This is a genomic window from uncultured Gemella sp. (genome assembly GCF_963525875.1).
In the GTDB taxonomy this organism is placed as follows: Bacteria; Bacillota; Bacilli; order Staphylococcales; family Gemellaceae; genus Gemella.
Genome location: NZ_CAURMG010000003.1, coordinates 13523 through 34069 on the forward strand (window position 1 = coordinate 13523; position 20547 = coordinate 34069).

A 20547-nucleotide genomic window follows, 5' to 3' on the forward strand; every position below is an offset into this window, starting at 1 on the left:
ACCAGTTTCATTTTCGCAATTAGATAAGAATTATAGTGGGATATTTAATGTTAAATCTTATGTAAATCTTTTAAAATAAATGTTGACAAGTGATAAATGTGAGCGTATAATAATTGTATAAATGATATATCAAGGAGGTTTACATATCATGAAATTAAACAATAAATTTTTATTAATCGCAACTGCGGTTGTAGCTTTACCATTATCAGTAGCTAACGCTGAAGGACCAGCTGGTCAACCAGCATCACCAGAATTCAATGGTGGAGTAAATCCAGCTGAAGCACCAGTAGAACCAGCATTACCATCATTAGATCCTGCAACAGGAAAACCATTTGTAGGTCAAGGACAAAACGGTCCTGTGACAATTAACGATGTGAAACCTTATGCCGAAAAAGGAGAAGCATTGATTAATGAAAAACCTGAGTATAAAGTACCATCAACAGCTAAAAATACAGTTCAAGGTAAAAATGTACAAAAAGCTTTACCAAAAACTTCAGCTGTAAAATAATATTATTTAAAACCTTGACTTTTAGATAATAATTAGTGTTTATACGAACAGATAAAAAGAGGGCAATGCTCTCTTTTTTAGTTTGCCGGGTAAAAGGGGTAATATCTCATCATTAAAATCATGATTTTTAGTTGCTCTCAATATTATATTAAAAAAATCCTGAATTTTCAGATTAATTTCTTTATCTATAACATAAAAATATGATATAATCAGAATCAAATAATAAAGTTATTTATAAAGTCAGAAGGAGGGATTTTTTATGATAGCAACATCATTAAAATTCGTAGGGAATACACCCGTATATAAATTAGATAACACAAATATTTTTGTGAAACTAGAGAAATATAATCTAGGAGGAAGTGTTAAAGACAGAGCTGTACTTGGAATGCTAGAAGAAGCGATGTCACAAGATGCAATCAATAAAGATACTATTATTGTAGAACCAACTAGTGGGAATACTGGTATAGCTGTAGCTATTTTAGCTTCTGTTTTAGGTTTGAAGGCGGTAATTATTATGCCAGAAAGTATGAGTGTTGAAAGACGTAATATTATTAAAGCATACGGTGCGCAATTAATTCTAACTCCGAAAGAATTAGGTATCAAAGGATCAATTGCAAAAGCTGCAGAAATTCGTGAAAAATACAGTAATGCAATTTCTCTAAGTCAATTTGATAATCCAGCTAACCCGGGATACCACCACAAAACTACAGGGCGTGAAATATTAGAGCAAGTTCCTAATATTGATGTATTTGTTGCTGGAGTAGGAACTGGAGGGACATTTACAGGAGTTGCAAAATATCTAAAAGAAAACAAACCTGAAGTATTAGCGATAGCAGTAGAACCAGCAGAATCTCCAGCTATTAGTGAAGGTCATGGAGGAGTTCACAAAATCCAAGGTATTGGAACAGGATTTATTCCAGAAAACTTCAATAAAGAATTTATGGATGAAATCTATACAGTAAGTAGTGAAGAAGCAATAGAAGAAACTAAAAACTTCTTACGTTCTACTGGTATTGGAATTGGTATTTCATCAGGTGCGGCAATAGTCGGAGCTAAAAAGACTGCGGAGAAATACCCTGATAAAAATATTGTAACAATCTTACCTGATGGTGTAGATAAGTATTTATCTGTACTTGATTTTGAAGATGTTACACATGTAGAAGTGTAATGAATTATTTTGAGAACTTATTTTATAATTTAGATAGAGTACTTAAAGATGATCCTGCGGCAGAGTCGAAATTGATGATTTATTTAACATACCCTCACATAAAGGCGCTTAATTATCACTATTTTGCACATAAGCTATATAAAAGAGGATGGCATACTTTAGCTCGTTTATTGTCTAAAAGAGCAAGAAGGTTGACTGGTATTGAGATTCATCCTGGAGCAAAAATAGGAAAAGGTTTATTTATTGATCATGGTATGGGAGTTGTTATCGGAGAAACTGCTATAGTTGGTGATAATGTTACGATGTATCATGGTACAACTCTTGGAGGCACAACATTGAATCCAGAAAAAAGACATCCAACTATAGGAGATAATGTCATGATAGGTGCAGGAGCAAAGGTTTTAGGAAATATAACTATAGGTAAAAACTCAAAAATAGGAGCGAATGCGGTTGTGAAACACAGTATTCCAGAGGGAACTATAGTTTATGAAGCAAGACCAGTAGTGAAATATTTAGAAGATAACAAATAAAACTTTAGAAATATTTTCGTTTTTCATCTAAACGCGGCTAAATATAGTATAATAAATTATAACTTATATTTAACTGCTTACCCCAAGGGGATGACTCGATAAAATTGATTTTAAAAATCATGATGTAGAGTTATTCCCTCAATTTTTTAGATCTAATTTTTCATAGATATTTTTTTATAGGAGGTGATATTGATGACTAAGATAAAGAACTTGATTTTTGATTTGGATAATACTCTGTATGATTTCAGTAAAGTTTGGAAAATTTCCAATAAGTTGGTGTTTGAGTATTTGGAGTATGATAAATTGACTACTTATGAGGAGTTTTTTAAGTTATATAAGAGTGTTAACAATAAGTTGGTTAAAGAGGTTTTGAAGGGGAATTTAAAAATAATAGATCTTAGAAACAAACGTCTAATGCTAACTTTAGAACAATTCGGCGTAAACCTTACGGAAGAAGATTGTAAGTTTTATTATGATAAGCAATTTGAATTTATCTTAGCGTTAATTGAACCGGATGAAGAGGTGAATAACTGGATTGATAAAAATAGAGATAAATACAAAATGATTATCTTGACGAATGGAAAATCAAAAGAACAAAGAATGAAACTTAGAAAATTAGGTTTAGAAGATGTTTTTAAATTGTATATATCAGGAGAGAAATGTATAAGTAAGCCTAAAGAAGGTGCATTTCTAAATGTTTTAGAATCTGAGGAAATATTACCTGAGGAGACTATGATGATTGGAGATTCCTTATATCATGATATAAATCCAGCCAAAAAATTAGGGATGAAAACATGCCTAGTTGAAAAAAAATGGCATTTTGATGATGAGTTAAAAGTTTATACAGGATATAAAGTGAAGAATATTAAACAATTTTTTACAGAATTAGACAAGTTATAAAAATATTATTATTTTTCTGAATATAACAAAAGTATTAAAAAAATAAGGTGCTAAATAAAGTTTATAAATATTATTATTTATAGGCTTTATTTTATTTTATGTAAAGTTAGAAGAATGATAAAAAAGTAAAATATTTCTTTGTTTCTCTAATTTGTGATATTGATTGAATGAATTTGATTTGTTATACTATGTATGAAAGCAATAACAAAGGAGTTAAAATTATGAAATACAATAAATTATTAGTTGTCAGTATGGCAACAGTTTTATCTTTATCTTTAGCAGGTTGTTCTTCAGCTTCGAATAGTAGCTCAAGCAGTAACAATGGAACAGTTGCTGTAAAAGAACTAAAAGGAGAAGAATTAAACAAAATTGAAAAAGATGACAAAGAAAAAGAAAAATACCTTGTTATCGATGTAAGAGATGCGAAAGAATATAAAGAAGGGCACGTAAAACATGCAATTAATATTCCGTTAGATGATATTGAAAAACATGCGGAACACTTAAGCGTATGGAAAGATAAAGAAGTAGTAACAGTTTGTAATACTGGTAAGAAAAGTAAAGAAGCTGCTGATAAACTTGTAAAAGCAGGATTCAAAAAAGTTTCTAACGCTCAAGGTGTTAAAGATTACAAAGATTATGAAATCGTTAAGTTTACTACTTTATTAGCAAATGAATTCCAAGCTGCAATCGATAAAAAAGAAGGAACGTTTATCGACGTTCGTGAAGCAAAAGATTATGAGAAAGGTCATGTAGCAGGGGCTAAAAACATTGATGTTAAGAATATAGATAAAGATCTTGAAGCATTACTACCAAACGATAAAAATACACCTATTTATACTTACTGTTATAGCGGTAACCGTTCATCAAAAGCTGCACAAAAAGCTGTCGAGTTAGGATACACAAATGTGTATAATGCTTGGGATGGAGCAAAAGAACATGAATATAAGTTCTAATAAATAATATTATAAATAATGAGTAAAAATAATATTATTTATTAGAAAAAAAATTATTTTTAAGTTATACTAATAAGGGACAGGGGATACCTAAAATAATATTTAAGTGCCGCTTGTCTCTTATTAAACAAGGATAGGAAGGAACATAAATGAAATTTAATAAACTTTTAGCTGTGAGTATGTCAGCAGTATTATCATTAACTTTAGTAGGATGTTCAACTACTACATCTGCAAAGGAATTAAAAGGTGAGGAATTAAATAAAATTCAAAAAGATAACAAAGAAAAAGAAAATTACCTAGTTATAGATGTTAGAGAAGAAGCTGCTTATAAACAAGGTCATCTTAAACATGCAATTAATATTCCAGTATTAAAAATAGATAAAAGTATCGAGCAAATTCGTCTGTGGAGAGAGAAAAAAGTAGTTGTATACAGTGATAATACTAATACAACTAACAATGCTGTAGAAAAACTTACAAAACAAGGATTTAAAGATGTAACAGGCGCTCAAAATATTAAAGACTATAAGTATGATTTAGTTAAATATACATCGTTAAATGGAAGTAAATTCCAAGATGCTTTATTAGACACTACAGCAAACAATGTATTCTTGGATGTAAGAGATAAAGTTGATTTTGAAAAAGGGCACGGAGCAGGTGCAAAAAATATCGATGTTAAAAATTTAGATAATTTACAATCTGTGTTACCTGAAAATAAAGAGATTCCTATATATGTATACAGTGCGACAGGAACTAGTTCATCAGTAGTAGCTCAGAAACTAATTGATTTAGGGTACAAAAATGTATTTAATGCAATAGATGGAACTAAAGAGTTTAGCTATAAATTTGAAATTGCTGATTGTTGTAAAGATCCTAGTGATACAGTAAAAGGTTCAGAGAAGCATGAAGGTCACTGTGAACATTGTAAAGAAGGTCATGGTGAGCACAAAGGTCATGAAGGGCATAACCACTCTTCAGATAAGAAAGATGACCATTCAGGACATAATCATTAACATATAGTATAGAAAGGGTGACTTAATATCGTGATTTTAGTAAGGAAATGATTATTAAGTCACTTTTTCGCTAATAAGAATAGGTACTTATAAATATACAAAATAATATTAGAGGAAGACTTCAGGGATGAAAAACAAGATAATATTTTTTACGAGAGTACCTAAAGTAGGTACAACAAAGACAAGGTTATATGATTTCGTTTCTCCAGAAACCGCTGTTGAAATTCAAAAAAAATTAATGAAAAAAAACTATGATATTTTGAAAAAAAGTGAAGAAGAGTTAGTAGTTTATCATGATGGACAGAGTAGTGACAATAAAATTATGAAGAACATCCTAGAGGATAGAGAATTTTCTTATCAAGTAGGAGATACTCTTGGAGACAAAATGTACAATGCAATTGAAATAGAATTACAAGATAGTGAGAAGGTGATTTTACTAGGTTCAGATATATTTAATCTTCAAGAAAATATGATTCACATTGCGTTTGAAAAATTAGATGATTATGATGTCGTCATAAATCCAAGTGTTGATGGCGGTTATTTTTTAATCGGAATGAAAAAAGCTATAAAAGAAGTGTTTAATCTTCCTAGTTATGGGGATAATACAGTTTTAGAAAATCTATTGGCTGTCTGTAAAGAATATGAATTAAGCTATTATTTGGGAGATAGTGGACTTGATATTGATACAAAAGAAGATCTTCTATTAGCAGAAACAGGTTATAGTAATATTGAATTACTAGGTGCAGGAGAATATAATATTAATTTTACCTTTTATGATAAGAATATAAAAAAGGTTCTTAGAATTAATATGAAGAGTCAGATGAATCTTGAAAATCAGATAGAATATGAATATGAAACACTACAATTACTAAAAGATAGTGGTGTTACACCGAAGCCGTATGATTTAATAACAAAAATTAACTTACTCCCTTACAAATATTTGACTATGGAATTTTTAAAGGGAAGACCACTTAATTACAAAACGGATATGAATATTGCAGCTTATTTGTTAAGTGAGGTTCACAATACACCATATGGTGAAAATAATATAATTAATGCTACGAATCCATTTCAACTAATGTTTGATGAATGTAAACAAATGTCTTGTGAGTATTTAACTTGGAAGAAGGCGGATAAAGCGGTCAGCAACTATATCAGAGCATTTTTAGAAAAATGTGAAAAGCTTATTCCTAAAAAATATACTATAGCTAATCCCTGTATAATTAATACAGAACTAAATTCAGGAAACTTCCTAATTGGAGAAGATAAAGAAGATAGCTATATAATAGACTGGGAAAAAGCGTTAATAGGAGAGTGTGAGCAAGATTTAGCACATTTCTTAGCGCCAACAACCACATTTTGGAAAACTGATATTATCTTATCAGAAAAAGAAATTAATGATTTTTTAGAGGAATACAGTAGTTATCGAACTTTTGATAAAGAAAGATTTGAAAGATATTTAATATTTAATTGTCTAAGAGGTGTGACATGGTGTAGTATGGCGTTCAGACAGTATAGTGAAAATGATAAAATGCTGATGGATAAGGCAACATTTAAGAAAATAGTCTCATATATAGAATTAGAGTTTTTAGAGAAAGTATCAGCATACTTTAAATAGGAGGAAAGTGATGACTGAATTTATTCAAAGTTTTGGTGTCTTAGCACCGATAATTTATGTATTAATGTTCATGTTCTTGCCGGTATTTTTCTTTCCGGTTCCGATTCTTGCTGTAGCTGCAGGGGTAGCGTTTGGTTTTGTTGAAGGAAGCTTATTAACTTTTGTTGGAGCTTCATTAAATTGTTATATTATGTTTATAATATCTCGTCGTTTTGGTCGTGAATGGGTGAAAAACTATCTTAAGAAAAAAATGACACCGAAGCAACATGATAGGATATTTAATGTTAGTGATGAAAAACTAATGATGAGCTTAGTGATATTAAGACTTATACCGTTGGTTCCATATAATATGATAAATTACGGATATGGGTTAACAAACATTAGTTTAACAAAATATATGATAGCGAGTGTACTGGGAATAATTCCAGGAACAATAGTGTTTTTAAATTTTGGAGCTACTAGTACAAATATCTTCAGTAAAGAATTTTTAATAGCTTCATTATTAGTAATATTATTAACTGTTGGATCAATTTATTTATCTAAGTTAGTAGAAAAAAGGGAACAACAAAAGAAAGCAGAAAACAACTAAAAATAATAACTCTCAAGATTGCTAGAATTCTTGAGAGTTTTATTTTTATACATGAATTATTTCAATTTCTCCAAAGGTCACTGAGCCATTTAAAACTATCGTGACATCTTTACCGACATTGTGAAATTGTTTTTGAACTTTGCCTAAGAAGTTATTTGTATTATTTTCGATTGTCCATTCTTTTGGTACATAAAGCTTTAGATTTCCGAAAGAAATCGAAACATTAAGGTCAAAGTCTTTAATAGGATAAGTATCTAATTTTTCAAAATAGATAGTAGTAGTTCCGAATGTTGTAGAAGCAGAGAATGAATCAGCTTTAGTTATGTCTATGTACTGAACATTTTCACCGAATGTTACATCAGAAAAATCATTACCATTTTTTATCTTTTGATATTTTTTTCCTTTGTAAAAACTTTTGAATTCTCTATATTTATATTTTCTAGGGACAAACATAGAAATACCTAGACTAAGAAAAACAGCAACAAAGAATATTTTTCCACCTGATATATCAGCAAAGTGATAGTTTTTATTATATACATAGAATAGTAATGCCAGTGGGAATATTGTTCCAAAAGAATCAAAATCCATTAAACCTCGAATTGCAAAAAATCCAAGAACTACTGTGCATATAGCTAAAAAGATTGATCCGTTTGGGAAAATACTGAATCCGTCGAGTAGAGTAGTTACTGCAAGGATTATAAAGAATAATCCAATAAAACTTCGTCTCATTTATTTTTACCTCATTTCTTTTAATTTATCTTTTAATATTTTGTAGTAATGTCTAGAAATATGAACCTGCTTCTTTGAATTAGAGAAAGAAGCGGTGCTTGAACCAGAAAAAGATTTTTCTAGTGAATAAATTGTCCTTGTATTTATTATTGAACTCTTAGAAATTCGACAAAAGTAAAAAGGAATTATTTGTTCTAATTCATATAATTTGAATTTGACTTCGAAAAATTCATCGCTAGTATGAGCATATACTTTATTATCATCAGTTTCAAAAAATAAAATAGATTCTAGAGGAATGAAATACTCAGAATTACCTTTATAGAAAATTATTTTTTGAGAATCAAATAGAGCTTTTTCAACTAATTCTTTAATTAATATGACATCATTATTTAAATCTGGAGTCTTAATAACAAGTTCTATTTCTTTAAGTGTAGAATCTAATTCGATATTAATTTTCATATTGTCTCCTTTCTAAATGTTTATAGTTATATTATATATTATTTCAGTTTAAAAATTAATAGCTTTTAAGTAAGTGGTAAAAAACTAGCGGTGAGCGGTATTTATTATAAAGAGATGAGAGTACTTCGATGTTCTGAACACGTTAACATATAATGTTGATTTTTCTGTATTTTTATTGTATAATATAAACATACTTGGGAGTGGATGAGTTCTGGTGTGCTCTCTAGTCTTCAAAACTAGTATGAGGGGTTAAGAGCCTCTTGGGTGGGTTCGATTCCCACACATTCCCGCCAATTTTATATATATAAATATAATAAATGCCATCATGAATTTTTGTTCATGATGGCATTATTCTATATGTTAAGTATTAATAAAGCTGTTGATATTAATAAGAATATTATTAATATAATAATACTTTTGTTTTTATCAACAATATACTTATGATAATGAGTTCTTATTTTGTAGTCTTCATAAGCGTGAACCGTCATTGCTTCTGAAATTTGAGGTTGCCATGTTAAAGCAATAAAAATTGCTTTAGCGTAATAATACGGTGACCAAAATGCTAAGGAAACTCCTCTTAAACGACTAGATTTTGTAATCATCTGAGTTTCATACTGTATTCTTGGCAAGGCTTGGATAACCACTAAGAGTCCATAGACGATATTTGAGGAAAGTCCATGCTGTTCGAAGTATTTTAATAATTCTACTAGAGAAATGTATGTTGCCATGAATAAGCCTAAGGCTGCAAAACTATATGTCCTAGAAAAAATTAATAGCGCAAATTTATAATTCGAACTATGAACGACAATAGCCCAACCAGAACCTAATGCAGGTAATAGAGGTACTATAATGAAATATAGCAGTTTTTTCCAGAATCTTGATAGACAAAAATAGAAAATTGTTAAACCGATAATTAAAAAATTTAGTACTAATAATTTACTAAATGAAATCCAGATAGTTAGTAATAATACTATTAATGCGAGAGTAGGACTAATTATTTTCTTCTGCATAAAACTCCTCCTTTGCATAATGAAGCGTATTGTCTGAAATTTCAATATGATAGTCACTTCTACCATTCAGTGGTTCTAATCTGTGGCTGACAATAATAAATGATTGTCCAGCAACTTTTTTATTTTCCTCAATCCAATCCATTATAAAAGTGCATGCTCTTTCATCAAGATGAGTAAAAGGTTCATCTAACAGAAGTAGCTCAGTTTTTTGGCTTAATAAACACATTAGTTGGATAAGTTTTCGTTGTCCACCACTATAATAGTATAGACTTTTATCAAGTTCTTTTTCTAAATCAAATTCTTTTAGAAGTCTTTGTTGCCATAATGTAGCATGTTCCCAAATATCTTTTTGCATTGAAATTTCTTCACGAGGCATTAAGCTAATAAACTGTTGAAAGGCATCTTGTAAGCAAGTGCTTATTTTTTTGTATAGTTTTCTTGATTTCTTAACCTTCGAACCATCAAAGTATATATTTCCCTCATACTTTTTTAATTGAGAGATAGCATGAAGTAAGGTTGTTTTTCCAGTTCCATTATCCCCAGTTAAAGTAGTGATTCCCTTATAAATTTCAAAATTATTTATATTTAAAAGTTTTTTATCGCCTTGTTTAATACTAACATTTTCTAGTTTTAATATTTGATCGGATTTAATATTATTACTTAAGTTTACAATATTGGGAATAATATTAGGGTTATTAATTAGTTCAAAATCCCCGTTTTCTAAGTAATAAAATGTGTCTGCGTAGTTTAGATACAGATGATATTCATGATCACAAATGATTATAGTAACCCCATGATTATTTAAGTCTTTAAGTAATGTTAATAGTGAATTACGAGTTTTTTTATCAACATTGGCGAATGGTTCATCTAAAATTAAAACTTCGCTACCCATAGCTAAGGCAACTGCAAAAGCAGCTCGTTGACGTTCTCCCCCAGATAATGTATGGATATGTTTAGTAGAAATTTCATATGCGTTTGTAATAGATAAAGCATATTCTAATTTTTCATCAATAACTTGAGACTCAAGGCATAGGTTTTCTAATGCAAAGATTATTTCTTCTTCTAAAGTAGGCATAACAAACTGATTAATCGCATGTTGCATTACATACCCAACATTTTTAACATGTTCTTGCATTGGAATATCAATTATGTTTTTCTCTTTGTATGTTATAACTCCCTCGTATTTTTCTTTATACAATTTACAAATAGTGCGTAGTAGGGTAGATTTCCCACTACCAATATTTCCGGTTAAAACAAACCAACTATGCTCTTTTATTTTTAAACTAACGTTATTAAATAAGACTTTATCTTTAATTTTTAGAGAAAAATTATTGATTTCTATAATATTCATTATTTATTTCCACTATTTTGAACTTTATTAACGATATTTAAAATTAATTTAACACAAATTACACCAAAGAAAAATACAGAAATAAAACGCACGATTAGAATCGCTAAAATCATACCTATTGAGAATGCTTGGTAACCAGATTGAAAATATTTATAAGCAAAACTAAATAGTGTAATACCTACTGCAGAAAGGAATAGTGAAAATGTGTCGTAGCGTTTATATCCTGTTGCTAAGAAACCAACCTCAGAGCCTACCCCTTGTACTAAACCAGAAACAAGAACTGCAGCACCAAAGTATGATCCATATAGCATTTCAGCCAATGCACCTAGAACCTCTCCGAGTGTAGCACTTCCTGGTTTTTGAATAAGTACTGCAGCAACTGGACCAGCCATTACCCATAAACCAAATAATATAGAGTTAGCAAATGGTGCGTATCCTACTGCTCCTAGAGCAGCTTTTAACGGAACATAAACCAAACTTGTTGCAAGGAATATCCCTCCAAATAAGAAACCTATTAAAGCAATAATAATAATGTCCTTTGTAGACCATTTTTTCATAAGAAAAACCTCCTGTTATTTTAAATTCATTAAAACGACAAGAGGTACTCTTAAATTCAAAAATACAAATAAAAATTGTTAAGTTAACATTTTCCTACGGCTGTATTAACAGCATCAGGTTCTATGGGTATAATCTCAGCTTAAAAGCACCCCAAATGTTTTAATGATTAATTAAAATTATAACACTTGATGTTAGCGATGTCAAAAAACTGGCTTAAAAAAATAAATTACTTAATTTTTTTAGCCAACATAGTAGCAAAGCGAAGTTTAAACCTATTGCCTTGCGCATCGGTTTTATGAAGATGTCCAAAATCCTCATTATATTTTATAAATTCCCAGTCTTTGTAATATTCTTTTAGTTCATTTTCTTTAAAAGTAAATGGGAAAGGAAGTGGACATGGTGCATCATCAGTTGACATTGCAGCAACTATTAAATTATAACCACCAAGGGTAGTCTGTTCTTGCATATTTTTAATAACCTTAGGAATAGATTGTTCTTCGATAAACATTAAAACTACTGTAGAAAGTATAAAGTCGTAAGTATTTCTAAGAGCTGCATCATTTATATCGTAACTACCAATTTTAATATCCAAATCTTCAATTCTAGATGTTTCCATTAGAAATTCTAAGGCAGGAATATTATTATCTACTGCAGTGACTTCGAAGCCAAGTTTAGAAAGAAATAAAGAATTACGCCCCTGACCAGATCCAAGGTCCAAGGTTTTACACGGTTTAATAATTTCAACGGCTTCTACTACTTCAGAGTGAGCAGAATTAATATCGTATTTGTTTTTAAAATAATTTTTGGGCTCACAGTAAAACTCTAAAAAACATTCTAAATCATCTGATAAAGGAGTAACACGGTGCCAAGCTTGTGGTTTAACGAAAGGAATATTACTCTCAGATGTGAAAATATGTTCCTGTATAACTTCATTATCTTCAGTAAGTTCTGTAAACTGTAGTTTTCCGTTAAGAATAGTTAATTTTGCCCATACGTCTTTTCTAGTGTTGTGTTTATGTCTGAAAGGCTCGGGAAGTGTTTGAGCAGTCCAATTTGGTAATCGTTTGTAGCATACTAAGTTTTTTGTCATTTTAATCTCCTTACTAATAGCTAAATATAAGTTAATTATATCATGTAAAATATAAAAATAAAACAATGGGAGTGACTCAAAAAACGTGATTTCGAAAATCGATTTTGTCGAGTCACCCTCGCGATATCTAAAAAGATTTTCTAAAGTGATTTTAGATATCGATAAGCCACTGCGTCTATGAGCTCTCATATACACTTTGTTAAAATTTAGGTCTTTTAGGTCAGCGCTTTATCTTTATTATGTTGATTTAAAAACTTTATGGTATAATAGAAAAGAAAATAAATATTAATTAGGAGTAGAAAAAATGGTAAAAGTATTATTTGTTTGTTTAGGAAATATTTGCCGTTCGCCTATGGCAGAAGCAATATTTAGAGATATGGTAGAAAAAGAAGGATTAAGTGAAAAAATTCAAATAGATTCAGCAGCGACTAGTAGCTGGGAGCATGGTAATCCAGTTCACAGTGGAACTAAAAAAGAACTTGCTAAAGTAGGAATAGGTGTAGAAGGAATGTATTCTCGTATACTAAATGATAAAGACTTAGATTCAGATTATATCATAGGAATGGATGATAGTAATATAGAAAATATTAAAAAATTTATTGCAGGTAGAAAAACTGGAGAAGTTAGAAAGTTATTAGAGTATGATGGAGAAGATAGAATTATTGATGATCCGTGGTATACAGGAGACTTCAAAACAACATTTAATGATGTAACTAAAGGATGCACGGCTTTATTAGAAAAGATAAAAAAAGAGAATCTAGTATAATTATAAAAGTACTGATAAAGAATACTGGTAGGCTCCTGAGTTAAAAAACGTAAATTGGAAATTTGAGTAGAAAGGAGTGGAAAAGGATGAATATAGGCGATTTTGAGAAATCTGTATCACAAGTAATACTAGATAGAGGATACCTGTATTATAAAGATGATAAGATTAAGTGTTGTGGACGAAATGCTGATGAATTCATTTTAGATGCGTATGGAACAGAAAACTATAAAGTAATAGTGCAGATAGATGAGGATAATAATATAAAAAATTCTCGTTGTAATTGTCCGTATGACTTCACCTTTACCTGTAAGCATGAAGTTGCAGCATATTACAAGATAAGGGAAATAGTAGAGGGGCTAGCCGAGAGAATTTATCGTGATGTAATTCCTGAAAAAGAAACAAAAAGTTTAGTAGAAAGTTATAAAGAAAATCAAGAACATATTGAAAAAATCAAACAAGAACATGTAAAGAAAATAAGGGAGCTGTTAGAAACTTATTCTAAAGAGAAGCTGTTGAATATTTTATTAGAAATTTCTGAGAAGAACGGCGTAGTTAGGGAAAGGTTATTAAAAGAAATAGAGCGTAAAGAGGCGTTACAATTAGATGAAAGAGAAATATTAACAAAATATAATAAAAAAATAGACGAGTTATTTTTAGAATATAAAGAATTAGAGGAACAAGCACTAGAAACTTATGAAAATGGATATAGTTATGGCCGTAACTATTGGGAAGAATATGACGATGACTATGTAGACACAGAAGAATTAGAAAATAAAATTTCAGAAATTTTAAGTGATATAGATGGATTATTAAATAATTTTGAATGTCTAAAATTGTCAATGAAGATTTTAGAAGGAATTGATAAATTAAATAAAATGACTGAAACTACTTCTTATTGTGAGGTTTGGGGAATAGTTATAGATTATTTTAAAGAAGAGTTAGCGAGTGCAGAGAATCTATCTATTACCTCTAGGCAGGAGATATTTAATAGGATTAATAAATTAAATGTAAAAGTTAGTAATAGATATGAAATAGCGGTAGATATAGAAATGTTGATTCAGTTTTGTGATTTACCTGGTGCTAAGCAAGTACTTTTATCAAAATTAAATTTTATAAGTGAATTATATTATGATGAGAGTATAAATAATAGAACAGCAGAGTTAATATATAAAATTTATAAAATAACTAATGATGAAAAAGGATTGGCAAAATCTCTGGCAATACTTTTGAGGTATGAGAGCATTAGAGATATTTATATTAGCAAACTAGAAAATAATAATAATATCGAGAAAATTTTAGAAGTAACAAAACCATGGTCGGGAAATGGCAAACATAGGAGAAAATGGTTAGAATACAGGCTTCAAATTTTCAAGAAATTAGCTAATATAACAGAACAAATGAAAATATTAGAAAGATTAGTGTTATTGGGTGAATTTTCTTATTATGATGAATTAAAGAGAATTCATAAAGATAAATTTGATAAATATTATCAAAAATTACTTAAAAAATCTAAGAAGAAAAAAGAAATATGGTGTGAGATAATTGTTAGAGAGTGTGATGTAGGAGAGATGTTAAGTTATCTGCGAGAATATCCTAATGAAATTTCGAAATATGCTAGTATTATTAAAGATGTATATTTAGAAGAAGCTAAAAACATGTATATGAATTATATATTTGAGATGTCAGAACCAGTAGCAGACAGAAATCATTATAGGAATATTTGTAAATATATTGTTAAATATAAAAATCTTTTTGGTTTAGAAGAAGGTGTTGCTTTGGTAGATTATCTTGATGATAAATATAAGAGAAGACGTTCTTTTAGACACGAATTAAAAGAAGTTTTAGACGGGCATTAATAAAGAAAGAAGTACATATATGAATTTTAAAAAAAATAATACTAGGAATAGTAGCGTTAGTTGCTATAATAGTAGCTGCTTTAGGAGTAAAATCACAATTTTCTTCAAAAGGACAACAACAAGAAAGAGGAAATAGTCTTGTAGAAAATTCGTCAGTAAATACTTCAAATATTGATACGAGTAATATAGTTAAAGAAGAACTTTTTTCCGAAGGTCAAGGGAAGAAAATATACGGATACATAACGGCACCAAAAAATTATAAGGAACAAAAGCTACCGACAATAATTACTTCTCACGGTTTTGGAGGTAATGCTGAACGACAAGATTATTAGGCTCAGAGTTTAGCGAAAGAAGGATATATAGTTTACTCATTTGATTTTATGGGTGAAAATAAGAATAGTCGAAGTGGAAATGATACTTTAAAAATGTCAGTATTTACAGAGGTTGATGATCTTGACGTAGTAGTAAGTACACTAAAAAATAAAAACTTTGTAGATAAAAATAATATTTTCTTAATTAGGTCAAAGTCAAGGTGGAGTAGTATCTACTATTGAAGGTGCCAAACTTAAGAAAGAGATTAAAGGTTTAATATTAATATTTCCAGCGTTTGTATTATTTGATGATGCACGAGAATTATTTAAATCAGTATCAGATATTCCGGAAGTATATAATCACAGAGGAACTGAAGTAGGGAAAGTATATTTTGAAAAATGTCTATAATGATATGAAGAACTATGATGGTAAAGTACTTATAGTACATGAAACAAGTGATAATGTTGCACCGATAAGTTATTCACGTCGAGCAGTTGAAACATTTAAAGATGCTAAATTAAAAGAAATTCCAGGAGAGGGACATGGATTTAGAGGAGCTCAACAAGAAGAAACCGTGAAAACTATTGTTGATTTTGTAAAAGAAAGTATTTAAGGAGAAATATTATGTTGATTATTAGAACGGTTGAACTAGAAGATGCAGAGAAGTTGGTAAATATTTATAGACCATATGTAGAATATACAGCCATTACCTTTGATTATACAGTACCGAGTTTACATGAGTTTGAAGAGAAAATATCTAAAACTATTCAAAGTTATCCATTTTTGGTAGCGGAAGAAGGAGATGAACTATTAGGTTATGCTTATGCTAGTGAGTTCTATCCTAAAGATGCATATAAATGGACAGCTGAGATTACGATTTATCTAGATGAAAAAGCTCGTGGTAAAGGTATTGGAGAGGTGTTGTACAATGAACTTGAAAAGCAACTTTATGACAAAGGGATGTGCAGATTGACTTCGTGTATTGCTTATCCAGATGAAGGAAGTGTATCATTCCATGAAAAAAGAGGTTTTAGGAAAGTAGCTCACTTCGAAAAAGTAGGTTATAAATTTAATCGTTGGTATGATGTTGTATGGTATCAAAAAGATATAAGAGAAAATATTGAATAACAGAACTCCCCACAAAATAACTTTTTGTGGGGATATTTTTGTTATATTTTTTGAGCTAATATAACGGCATATGGATAAGGTAAAGCGGTAATATCTTCTTCGTATTTAATAATTTTCCAATCTTCATAGTATTCTCTAAGCTCTCCTTCGATAAAAGTGAAAGGAAATGGAGTAAGAGGACAACCATGTTTTGTAGCATTCAATGCACTTACAATAAGATTATATCCACCTCTGTTAGTTTGTTTTTTTATGTTGCTTATAATGCTTTGAATTCTTGTGGGATTTAAATACATAAATACATCTGTAGAAAAGATAAAGTCGTAAGTATCTTTAATATTAGCTTCAACTATATCATGTTTAAACACATTCAGATTTAGTTTTTCTTTGATAGATATATCAGCAAGATCTTGTAAGAATTTAGCATTAATATCGACAGCGGTTATATTGAAGTCAAGTGATGAAAGATATAATGAATTTTTCCCTTGGCCAGCCCCTAAATCTAAAGTTTTACATGGAGTTATATAATTCACAGCCTCAACAACTTCTTTGTGAGCAGGACTTAAATCATACTTATTGAAAAAATAGTCTTCAGGTGTACAATAAAACTCCAAATGGAACTGCAAATCTGTAGAATTTGGATGAATTCTAAAAATACTTTGAGGTTCTATAAGGTCAATAGTACTGTTTTTGTTTAAAGAGAATTGTTTGATTGGATCATTATCTTCGTCTAGAAAATTAAATTTCATTTTCCCTTTAACAATAATCAACTTTGTCCAGACACCTTGTTTAGTGTAAAATCCTTCTCTGTATGTTTTTGGCAATGAAAGAGCAGTAAGATTTGAAGTTCGTTTAAAACAAAGTAAGTTATTTTCCATATGCTGCTCCTTTCTCTTAATATTTACTAATATTATATCATGCGAAAAGTGTTATTTAAAATGATAACCTAAAGGAATTTATATAAATTTTATTTTGTAAAAATATATCTTATGAGCTATAAAAATTCTAAAAAATATATTAAATTATGTAAACAGCCATTAGTATTTTTATAATTATTAGGAAAGTTAAAAGTTATCTATTTACAATGTTTAAAATTTCCTTTATTATAGAAAACAAGATACATGAGAAGAAGGTGTTTTTATGAGAACAATTGTAATTTCTGATATACATGGAAGCTATTATACTATGAAAAAATTGTTAAATGAAGTGGATTTTGAGGCTGACAAAGATAAATTGATATGTTTAGGGGATATGTGTGACAGAGGAAAAAATACGAAGCTAGTATGGGAGTTTTTTTACAATCTGCAAAAAGAATATTCTCATCACGTTGTATTACTAGGAAATCATGAAGACATGTTTAATTTAGCAATGAAAGAGGCAATGTATAGTGATTATTTAGTAGTTAGACAAGATCATTATTTTAGAAATAGTGGATTAACAACTCTACAGTCATTCTATGAAGATGCAACTGTAGAAAATAGGAGAAAATACTTTAGAAAATTTGCTAGAGACTATAGAGGTTTGCGAAAATGGCTGAAAAACCTTCCGACAAGATATGAAAGTAATGAGTTTTACTTTGTTCACGCTGGGATAGATTATGATAAATACTTTTGGAATCAAAATCATCGAGATATGATTTGGATTAGAGAACCATTTTTAAGTAGTGAGAAAAAATATGATAAAAAAGTATTTCATGGGCACAGTCCTGTAAAAGTTGAACCATATTATGAGATAAAGGATAATCGAATTAATGTTGATGGTGGTTGTGTTTACGGAGGAAAATTAAATATTATAGTAATTGAAGGTAGTAATGTAAGTATAAAACAAAGCCAGATTCTAAATGACGATGTATATGTTAAGAAATAATAAAATGGGAATGCCCCAAAAGTTCAAAATTATTTAGAAGTTTATATAAAACCTTATGGCGAAGTGGTTTATCGATATCTAAATTTGCTTTATGAAAGCTTTTTAGTTATCTAATAAACGTTGCGGGAGTGACTCGAAAAAATCGATTTCTACGAAATCATGAATTTAGAGTCACTCCCGTTTTTAATTTCATAATAAAAAAAACCGAGCACAATTGTCTCGGTCTCTTATAGAAAAGGAAAGTTTATGAAGTTTATAACTATTTACTAGTTATGTATCATATTATAAGACTTATACCTTAAATATACTTTAAATTTAGTTTTAGATATAATCAAATTAGAAATAGTATAAATATTATTAAAACAATGTTTATATATATTATTGAAAATAAAAATTAGAAATGATAGTTTTATGTAAGTAATGAAAATGAAATAACAAAACATTTTTAAATATTTCTAAATTGTTACAAAATGTATTTTGTATTACAAAATTTAAAATCTATTGATTAGAGATGTAGGAATAGATTATAATATAGGAGAAATAATTATTAAATTAATAATAATGAGGAGAAGAAATGTAATGAAAAAGAAGAGCTTAAAATTAACTGGTAAAGTATTAGCAGGATTGGTATTATTTTCAGGAATAACAGCAGTACCTACAAAAGCAATTGACGTTAAACCAGTTGCAGTAGATGTAAATGTAGCTAATGTGAAGGCAAATGTCTTTGAAAAAGATGGGTACTTCTATGCTAAACTAGTAGCAGATAGAGAGGTAGCTAATGTAGTAGCACGTATCACAACTGAAAGCAAAGCTGAATTTTTAATTAAAAGAGATGTTCTTAAAGCAGGAGAAGAAGTTGTTGTTGAATTAGATTTAACAGCTCAAGTACCTACTAGAAAATTACCACATACTGGTGTGAAAAAAGAATCATTTACTACAGTAAATGAAGTTGGTGGACATACATTTAAAATTGCAGTTCGTTATGAAGTAGCAACAGATGAAGTTAAAGCTCAACAAAAAGCTAACAATAATCTTAAAAACAAAGTAAAAGAAGAAAAAACAGAAACGCCTACTGATGTACCAAGTATAGCTGATTTAGCTAAAAAATCAGCTCCTACACCTGTAGAAAAAACTACAGTGCCAGCAGCTCCAGTAGAAAAAACTGTAGCTCCAGCAACACCAACAAAACCTAATACACCAGCTGGGGTGCAGCCAACAGATAAGCCAGCAGGTTTATTAAATACTCCTGTGACAACTGGGGCTTCAGAATTTAGAAGTGTTCCAAAAACTGTTATGACAAGTGCACCAAAACAAGTTGAAACACCAAAAATAACAGAAACAACAACGCAAGAACCTAAGAAAACTACTCAACCAGCAGTATCAACAGCTAGAGAAGAACAAATTAAACAAGCGTTTATAGGAAAAGTTGCAGCATTAAGACAAGTAAATGGCTTACGAGCTTTAACAGCTAATGCAGCGTTAAATGCTTCTTCACTAAAAAGAAGTAAAGATGTTTCAACAAGTGTTATAGATAGTAATATTCATGGACCAAATGGGTCAATTCAATATGAAAAAGATGCAGCGGCAGCAGCAGGGTATACTCAACAAGTTTTAGCTAATATTGCTATATCTGCTGATCAAGGCTCACCTGAACAAATCGCACAACGACTATTCGATATATTATTTAAAGAAATTGGGAATGTAGTTCCTGCTTATCCATACGGACACAGAAATACATTGTTAAATAACTCTTCAACAGATATCGGTGTAGGAGTAACTATAAGTAATGGTCAAGTATATCTAGTACAGCATCAAAATTATGATGGTCATTTCAATGGAACGACAGCGACACCTGGTAAATATTTAGATGGTTCTAATACAGTTTATTTAAATGGACAACCTGTAAGATAATAAAATAAAAGCTAACTTAGATATTGTTCTTAGTTAGCTTTTTATATTACAAATTTGTTATTTATAATATAAAAAAATTAGTCATGTAGTATGTTTTGTAAATAAGTTAAAAGAGGTTAACGTAAAGTTATAGCTTTAGTAAGTTATGAAATCTTATGTAATGCTTATGTAATAAAAACAATAGCAATATTACAAATTGGAAAACCTATTGATTAGCCTTTATAAATTGTATATAATA

At 29.7% G+C, this 20547-nt stretch carries 21 protein-coding genes, 1 tRNA gene and 1 riboswitch; of the genes, 15 read left to right on the forward strand and 7 right to left on the reverse strand.

Going from position 1 to position 20547, the window contains the following annotated elements; all coding sequences use genetic code 11:
• Nucleotides 1-148 precede the first annotated feature (148 nt).
• The 8 genes from RWQ73_RS00855 to RWQ73_RS00890 all read left to right on the forward strand — a co-directional run bounded on the left by RWQ73_RS00855 (nt 149) and on the right by RWQ73_RS00890 (nt 7276).
• Entirely contained in the window at nt 149-508 is a 360-nt protein-coding gene (locus RWQ73_RS00855; protein ID WP_314406246.1) for an SIALI-17 repeat-containing surface protein, read from the forward strand.
• Between the two features lie 259 nt (nt 509-767).
• Nucleotides 768-1676 carry a cysteine synthase A gene (cysK, locus tag RWQ73_RS00860; RefSeq protein ID WP_314406247.1) on the forward strand — a complete coding sequence of 303 codons (909 nt, stop codon included), beginning with the start codon at nt 768-770 and terminating at the stop codon, nt 1674-1676.
• Nucleotides 1676-2206, forward strand: a complete 531-nt coding sequence (gene cysE / locus RWQ73_RS00865) for a serine O-acetyltransferase (RefSeq protein ID WP_314406248.1) — start codon at nt 1676-1678, stop codon at nt 2204-2206. Before cysK ends, cysE begins: the two co-directional genes overlap by 1 nt.
• A 192-nt stretch (nt 2207-2398) precedes the next feature.
• A complete protein-coding gene (locus tag RWQ73_RS00870; RefSeq protein ID WP_314406250.1) occupies nt 2399-3106 on the forward strand; it encodes an HAD family hydrolase in 708 nt (235 codons plus the stop codon).
• A gap of 221 nt (nt 3107-3327) precedes the next feature.
• Entirely contained in the window at nt 3328-4059 is a 732-nt protein-coding gene (locus RWQ73_RS00875) for a rhodanese-like domain-containing protein (RefSeq protein ID WP_314406252.1), read from the forward strand.
• Nucleotides 4060-4208: 149 nt separating this feature from the next.
• Nucleotides 4209-5069 (forward strand): rhodanese-like domain-containing protein, encoded by an 861-nt coding sequence (locus tag RWQ73_RS00880; RefSeq protein WP_314406253.1) that lies wholly within the window; start codon nt 4209-4211, stop codon nt 5067-5069.
• A 127-nt stretch (nt 5070-5196) separates the two neighbouring features.
• Nucleotides 5197-6687, forward strand: coding sequence for a TIGR04282 family arsenosugar biosynthesis glycosyltransferase (locus RWQ73_RS00885; protein WP_314406254.1), 1491 nt, complete (start codon nt 5197-5199; stop codon nt 6685-6687).
• Between the two features lie 10 nt (nt 6688-6697).
• Nucleotides 6698-7276, forward strand: coding sequence for a TVP38/TMEM64 family protein (locus RWQ73_RS00890; RefSeq protein ID WP_314406255.1), 579 nt, complete (start codon nt 6698-6700; stop codon nt 7274-7276).
• A gap of 45 nt (nt 7277-7321) precedes the next feature.
• Here RWQ73_RS00890 and RWQ73_RS00895 read toward each other — a convergent pair whose 3' ends face one another.
• Together RWQ73_RS00895 and RWQ73_RS00900 are read right to left on the reverse strand one after the other, a co-directional pair.
• A complete protein-coding gene (locus RWQ73_RS00895) occupies nt 7322-8005 on the reverse strand; it encodes a LiaF transmembrane domain-containing protein (protein WP_314406256.1) in 684 nt (227 codons plus the stop codon).
• 6 nt (nt 8006-8011) lie between these two features.
• Complete coding sequence (locus tag RWQ73_RS00900; protein ID WP_314406257.1) at nt 8012-8464, reverse strand: LytTR family DNA-binding domain-containing protein; 453 nt, start codon at nt 8462-8464, stop codon at nt 8012-8014.
• Between the two features lie 196 nt (nt 8465-8660).
• Between RWQ73_RS00900 and RWQ73_RS00905 the strand changes: the two genes are divergently transcribed.
• Nucleotides 8661-8757 (forward strand) — tRNA-Sec (locus tag RWQ73_RS00905).
• Between the two features lie 60 nt (nt 8758-8817).
• On the opposite strand, the gene RWQ73_RS00910 is transcribed toward RWQ73_RS00905, so the two are convergent.
• The 4 genes from RWQ73_RS00910 to tehB (RWQ73_RS00925) form a co-directional block, all read right to left on the reverse strand.
• The gene (locus tag RWQ73_RS00910) at nt 8818-9474 is read right to left on the reverse strand and encodes an energy-coupling factor transporter transmembrane component T (protein ID WP_314406258.1); all 657 of its coding nucleotides are present in this window, start codon (nt 9472-9474) and stop codon (nt 8818-8820) included.
• Nucleotides 9455-10825: an ABC transporter ATP-binding protein gene (locus RWQ73_RS00915; RefSeq protein WP_314406260.1), complete on the reverse strand. Its 1371-nt coding sequence runs from the start codon at nt 10823-10825 to the stop codon at nt 9455-9457. Before RWQ73_RS00915 ends, RWQ73_RS00910 begins: the two co-directional genes overlap by 20 nt.
• Complete coding sequence (locus RWQ73_RS00920) at nt 10825-11382, reverse strand: ECF transporter S component (RefSeq protein ID WP_314406261.1); 558 nt, start codon at nt 11380-11382, stop codon at nt 10825-10827. Before RWQ73_RS00920 ends, RWQ73_RS00915 begins: the two co-directional genes overlap by 1 nt.
• Nucleotides 11383-11456: 74 nt before the next feature.
• Nucleotides 11457-11546, reverse strand: a riboswitch (TPP riboswitch).
• Between the two features lie 63 nt (nt 11547-11609).
• On the reverse strand, nt 11610-12473 hold the full coding sequence (tehB, locus tag RWQ73_RS00925; protein ID WP_314406262.1) for an SAM-dependent methyltransferase TehB: 864 nt from the start codon (nt 12471-12473) through the stop codon (nt 11610-11612).
• A 304-nt stretch (nt 12474-12777) separates the two neighbouring features.
• Here tehB (RWQ73_RS00925) and RWQ73_RS00930 point away from each other — a divergent pair, with 304 nt between their 5' ends.
• The 4 genes from RWQ73_RS00930 to RWQ73_RS00945 all read left to right on the forward strand — a co-directional run bounded on the left by RWQ73_RS00930 (nt 12778) and on the right by RWQ73_RS00945 (nt 16535).
• Complete coding sequence (locus RWQ73_RS00930) at nt 12778-13239, forward strand: low molecular weight protein-tyrosine-phosphatase (protein ID WP_314406263.1); 462 nt, start codon at nt 12778-12780, stop codon at nt 13237-13239.
• Nucleotides 13240-13325: 86 nt separating this feature from the next.
• A complete protein-coding gene (locus RWQ73_RS00935; protein ID WP_314406264.1) occupies nt 13326-15095 on the forward strand; it encodes a hypothetical protein in 1770 nt (589 codons plus the stop codon).
• A gap of 703 nt (nt 15096-15798) precedes the next feature.
• The gene (locus RWQ73_RS00940; RefSeq protein ID WP_314406265.1) at nt 15799-16020 is read left to right on the forward strand and encodes an alpha/beta hydrolase; all 222 of its coding nucleotides are present in this window, start codon (nt 15799-15801) and stop codon (nt 16018-16020) included.
• 11 nt (nt 16021-16031) lie between these two features.
• Complete coding sequence (locus RWQ73_RS00945) at nt 16032-16535, forward strand: GNAT family N-acetyltransferase (protein WP_314406266.1); 504 nt, start codon at nt 16032-16034, stop codon at nt 16533-16535.
• A gap of 41 nt (nt 16536-16576) precedes the next feature.
• Here the strand turns inward: RWQ73_RS00945 and tehB (RWQ73_RS00950) are convergent, their stop codons facing one another.
• On the reverse strand, nt 16577-17410 hold the full coding sequence (tehB, locus tag RWQ73_RS00950) for an SAM-dependent methyltransferase TehB (RefSeq protein WP_314406267.1): 834 nt from the start codon (nt 17408-17410) through the stop codon (nt 16577-16579).
• A 262-nt stretch (nt 17411-17672) separates the two neighbouring features.
• Here tehB (RWQ73_RS00950) and RWQ73_RS00955 point away from each other — a divergent pair, with 262 nt between their 5' ends.
• A complete protein-coding gene (locus tag RWQ73_RS00955; RefSeq protein WP_314406268.1) occupies nt 17673-18398 on the forward strand; it encodes a metallophosphoesterase in 726 nt (241 codons plus the stop codon).
• Nucleotides 18399-18977: 579 nt separating this feature from the next.
• Complete coding sequence (locus RWQ73_RS00960) at nt 18978-20309, forward strand: CAP domain-containing protein (protein WP_314406269.1); 1332 nt, start codon at nt 18978-18980, stop codon at nt 20307-20309.
• The last annotated feature ends 238 nt before the right edge of the window (nt 20310-20547 follow it).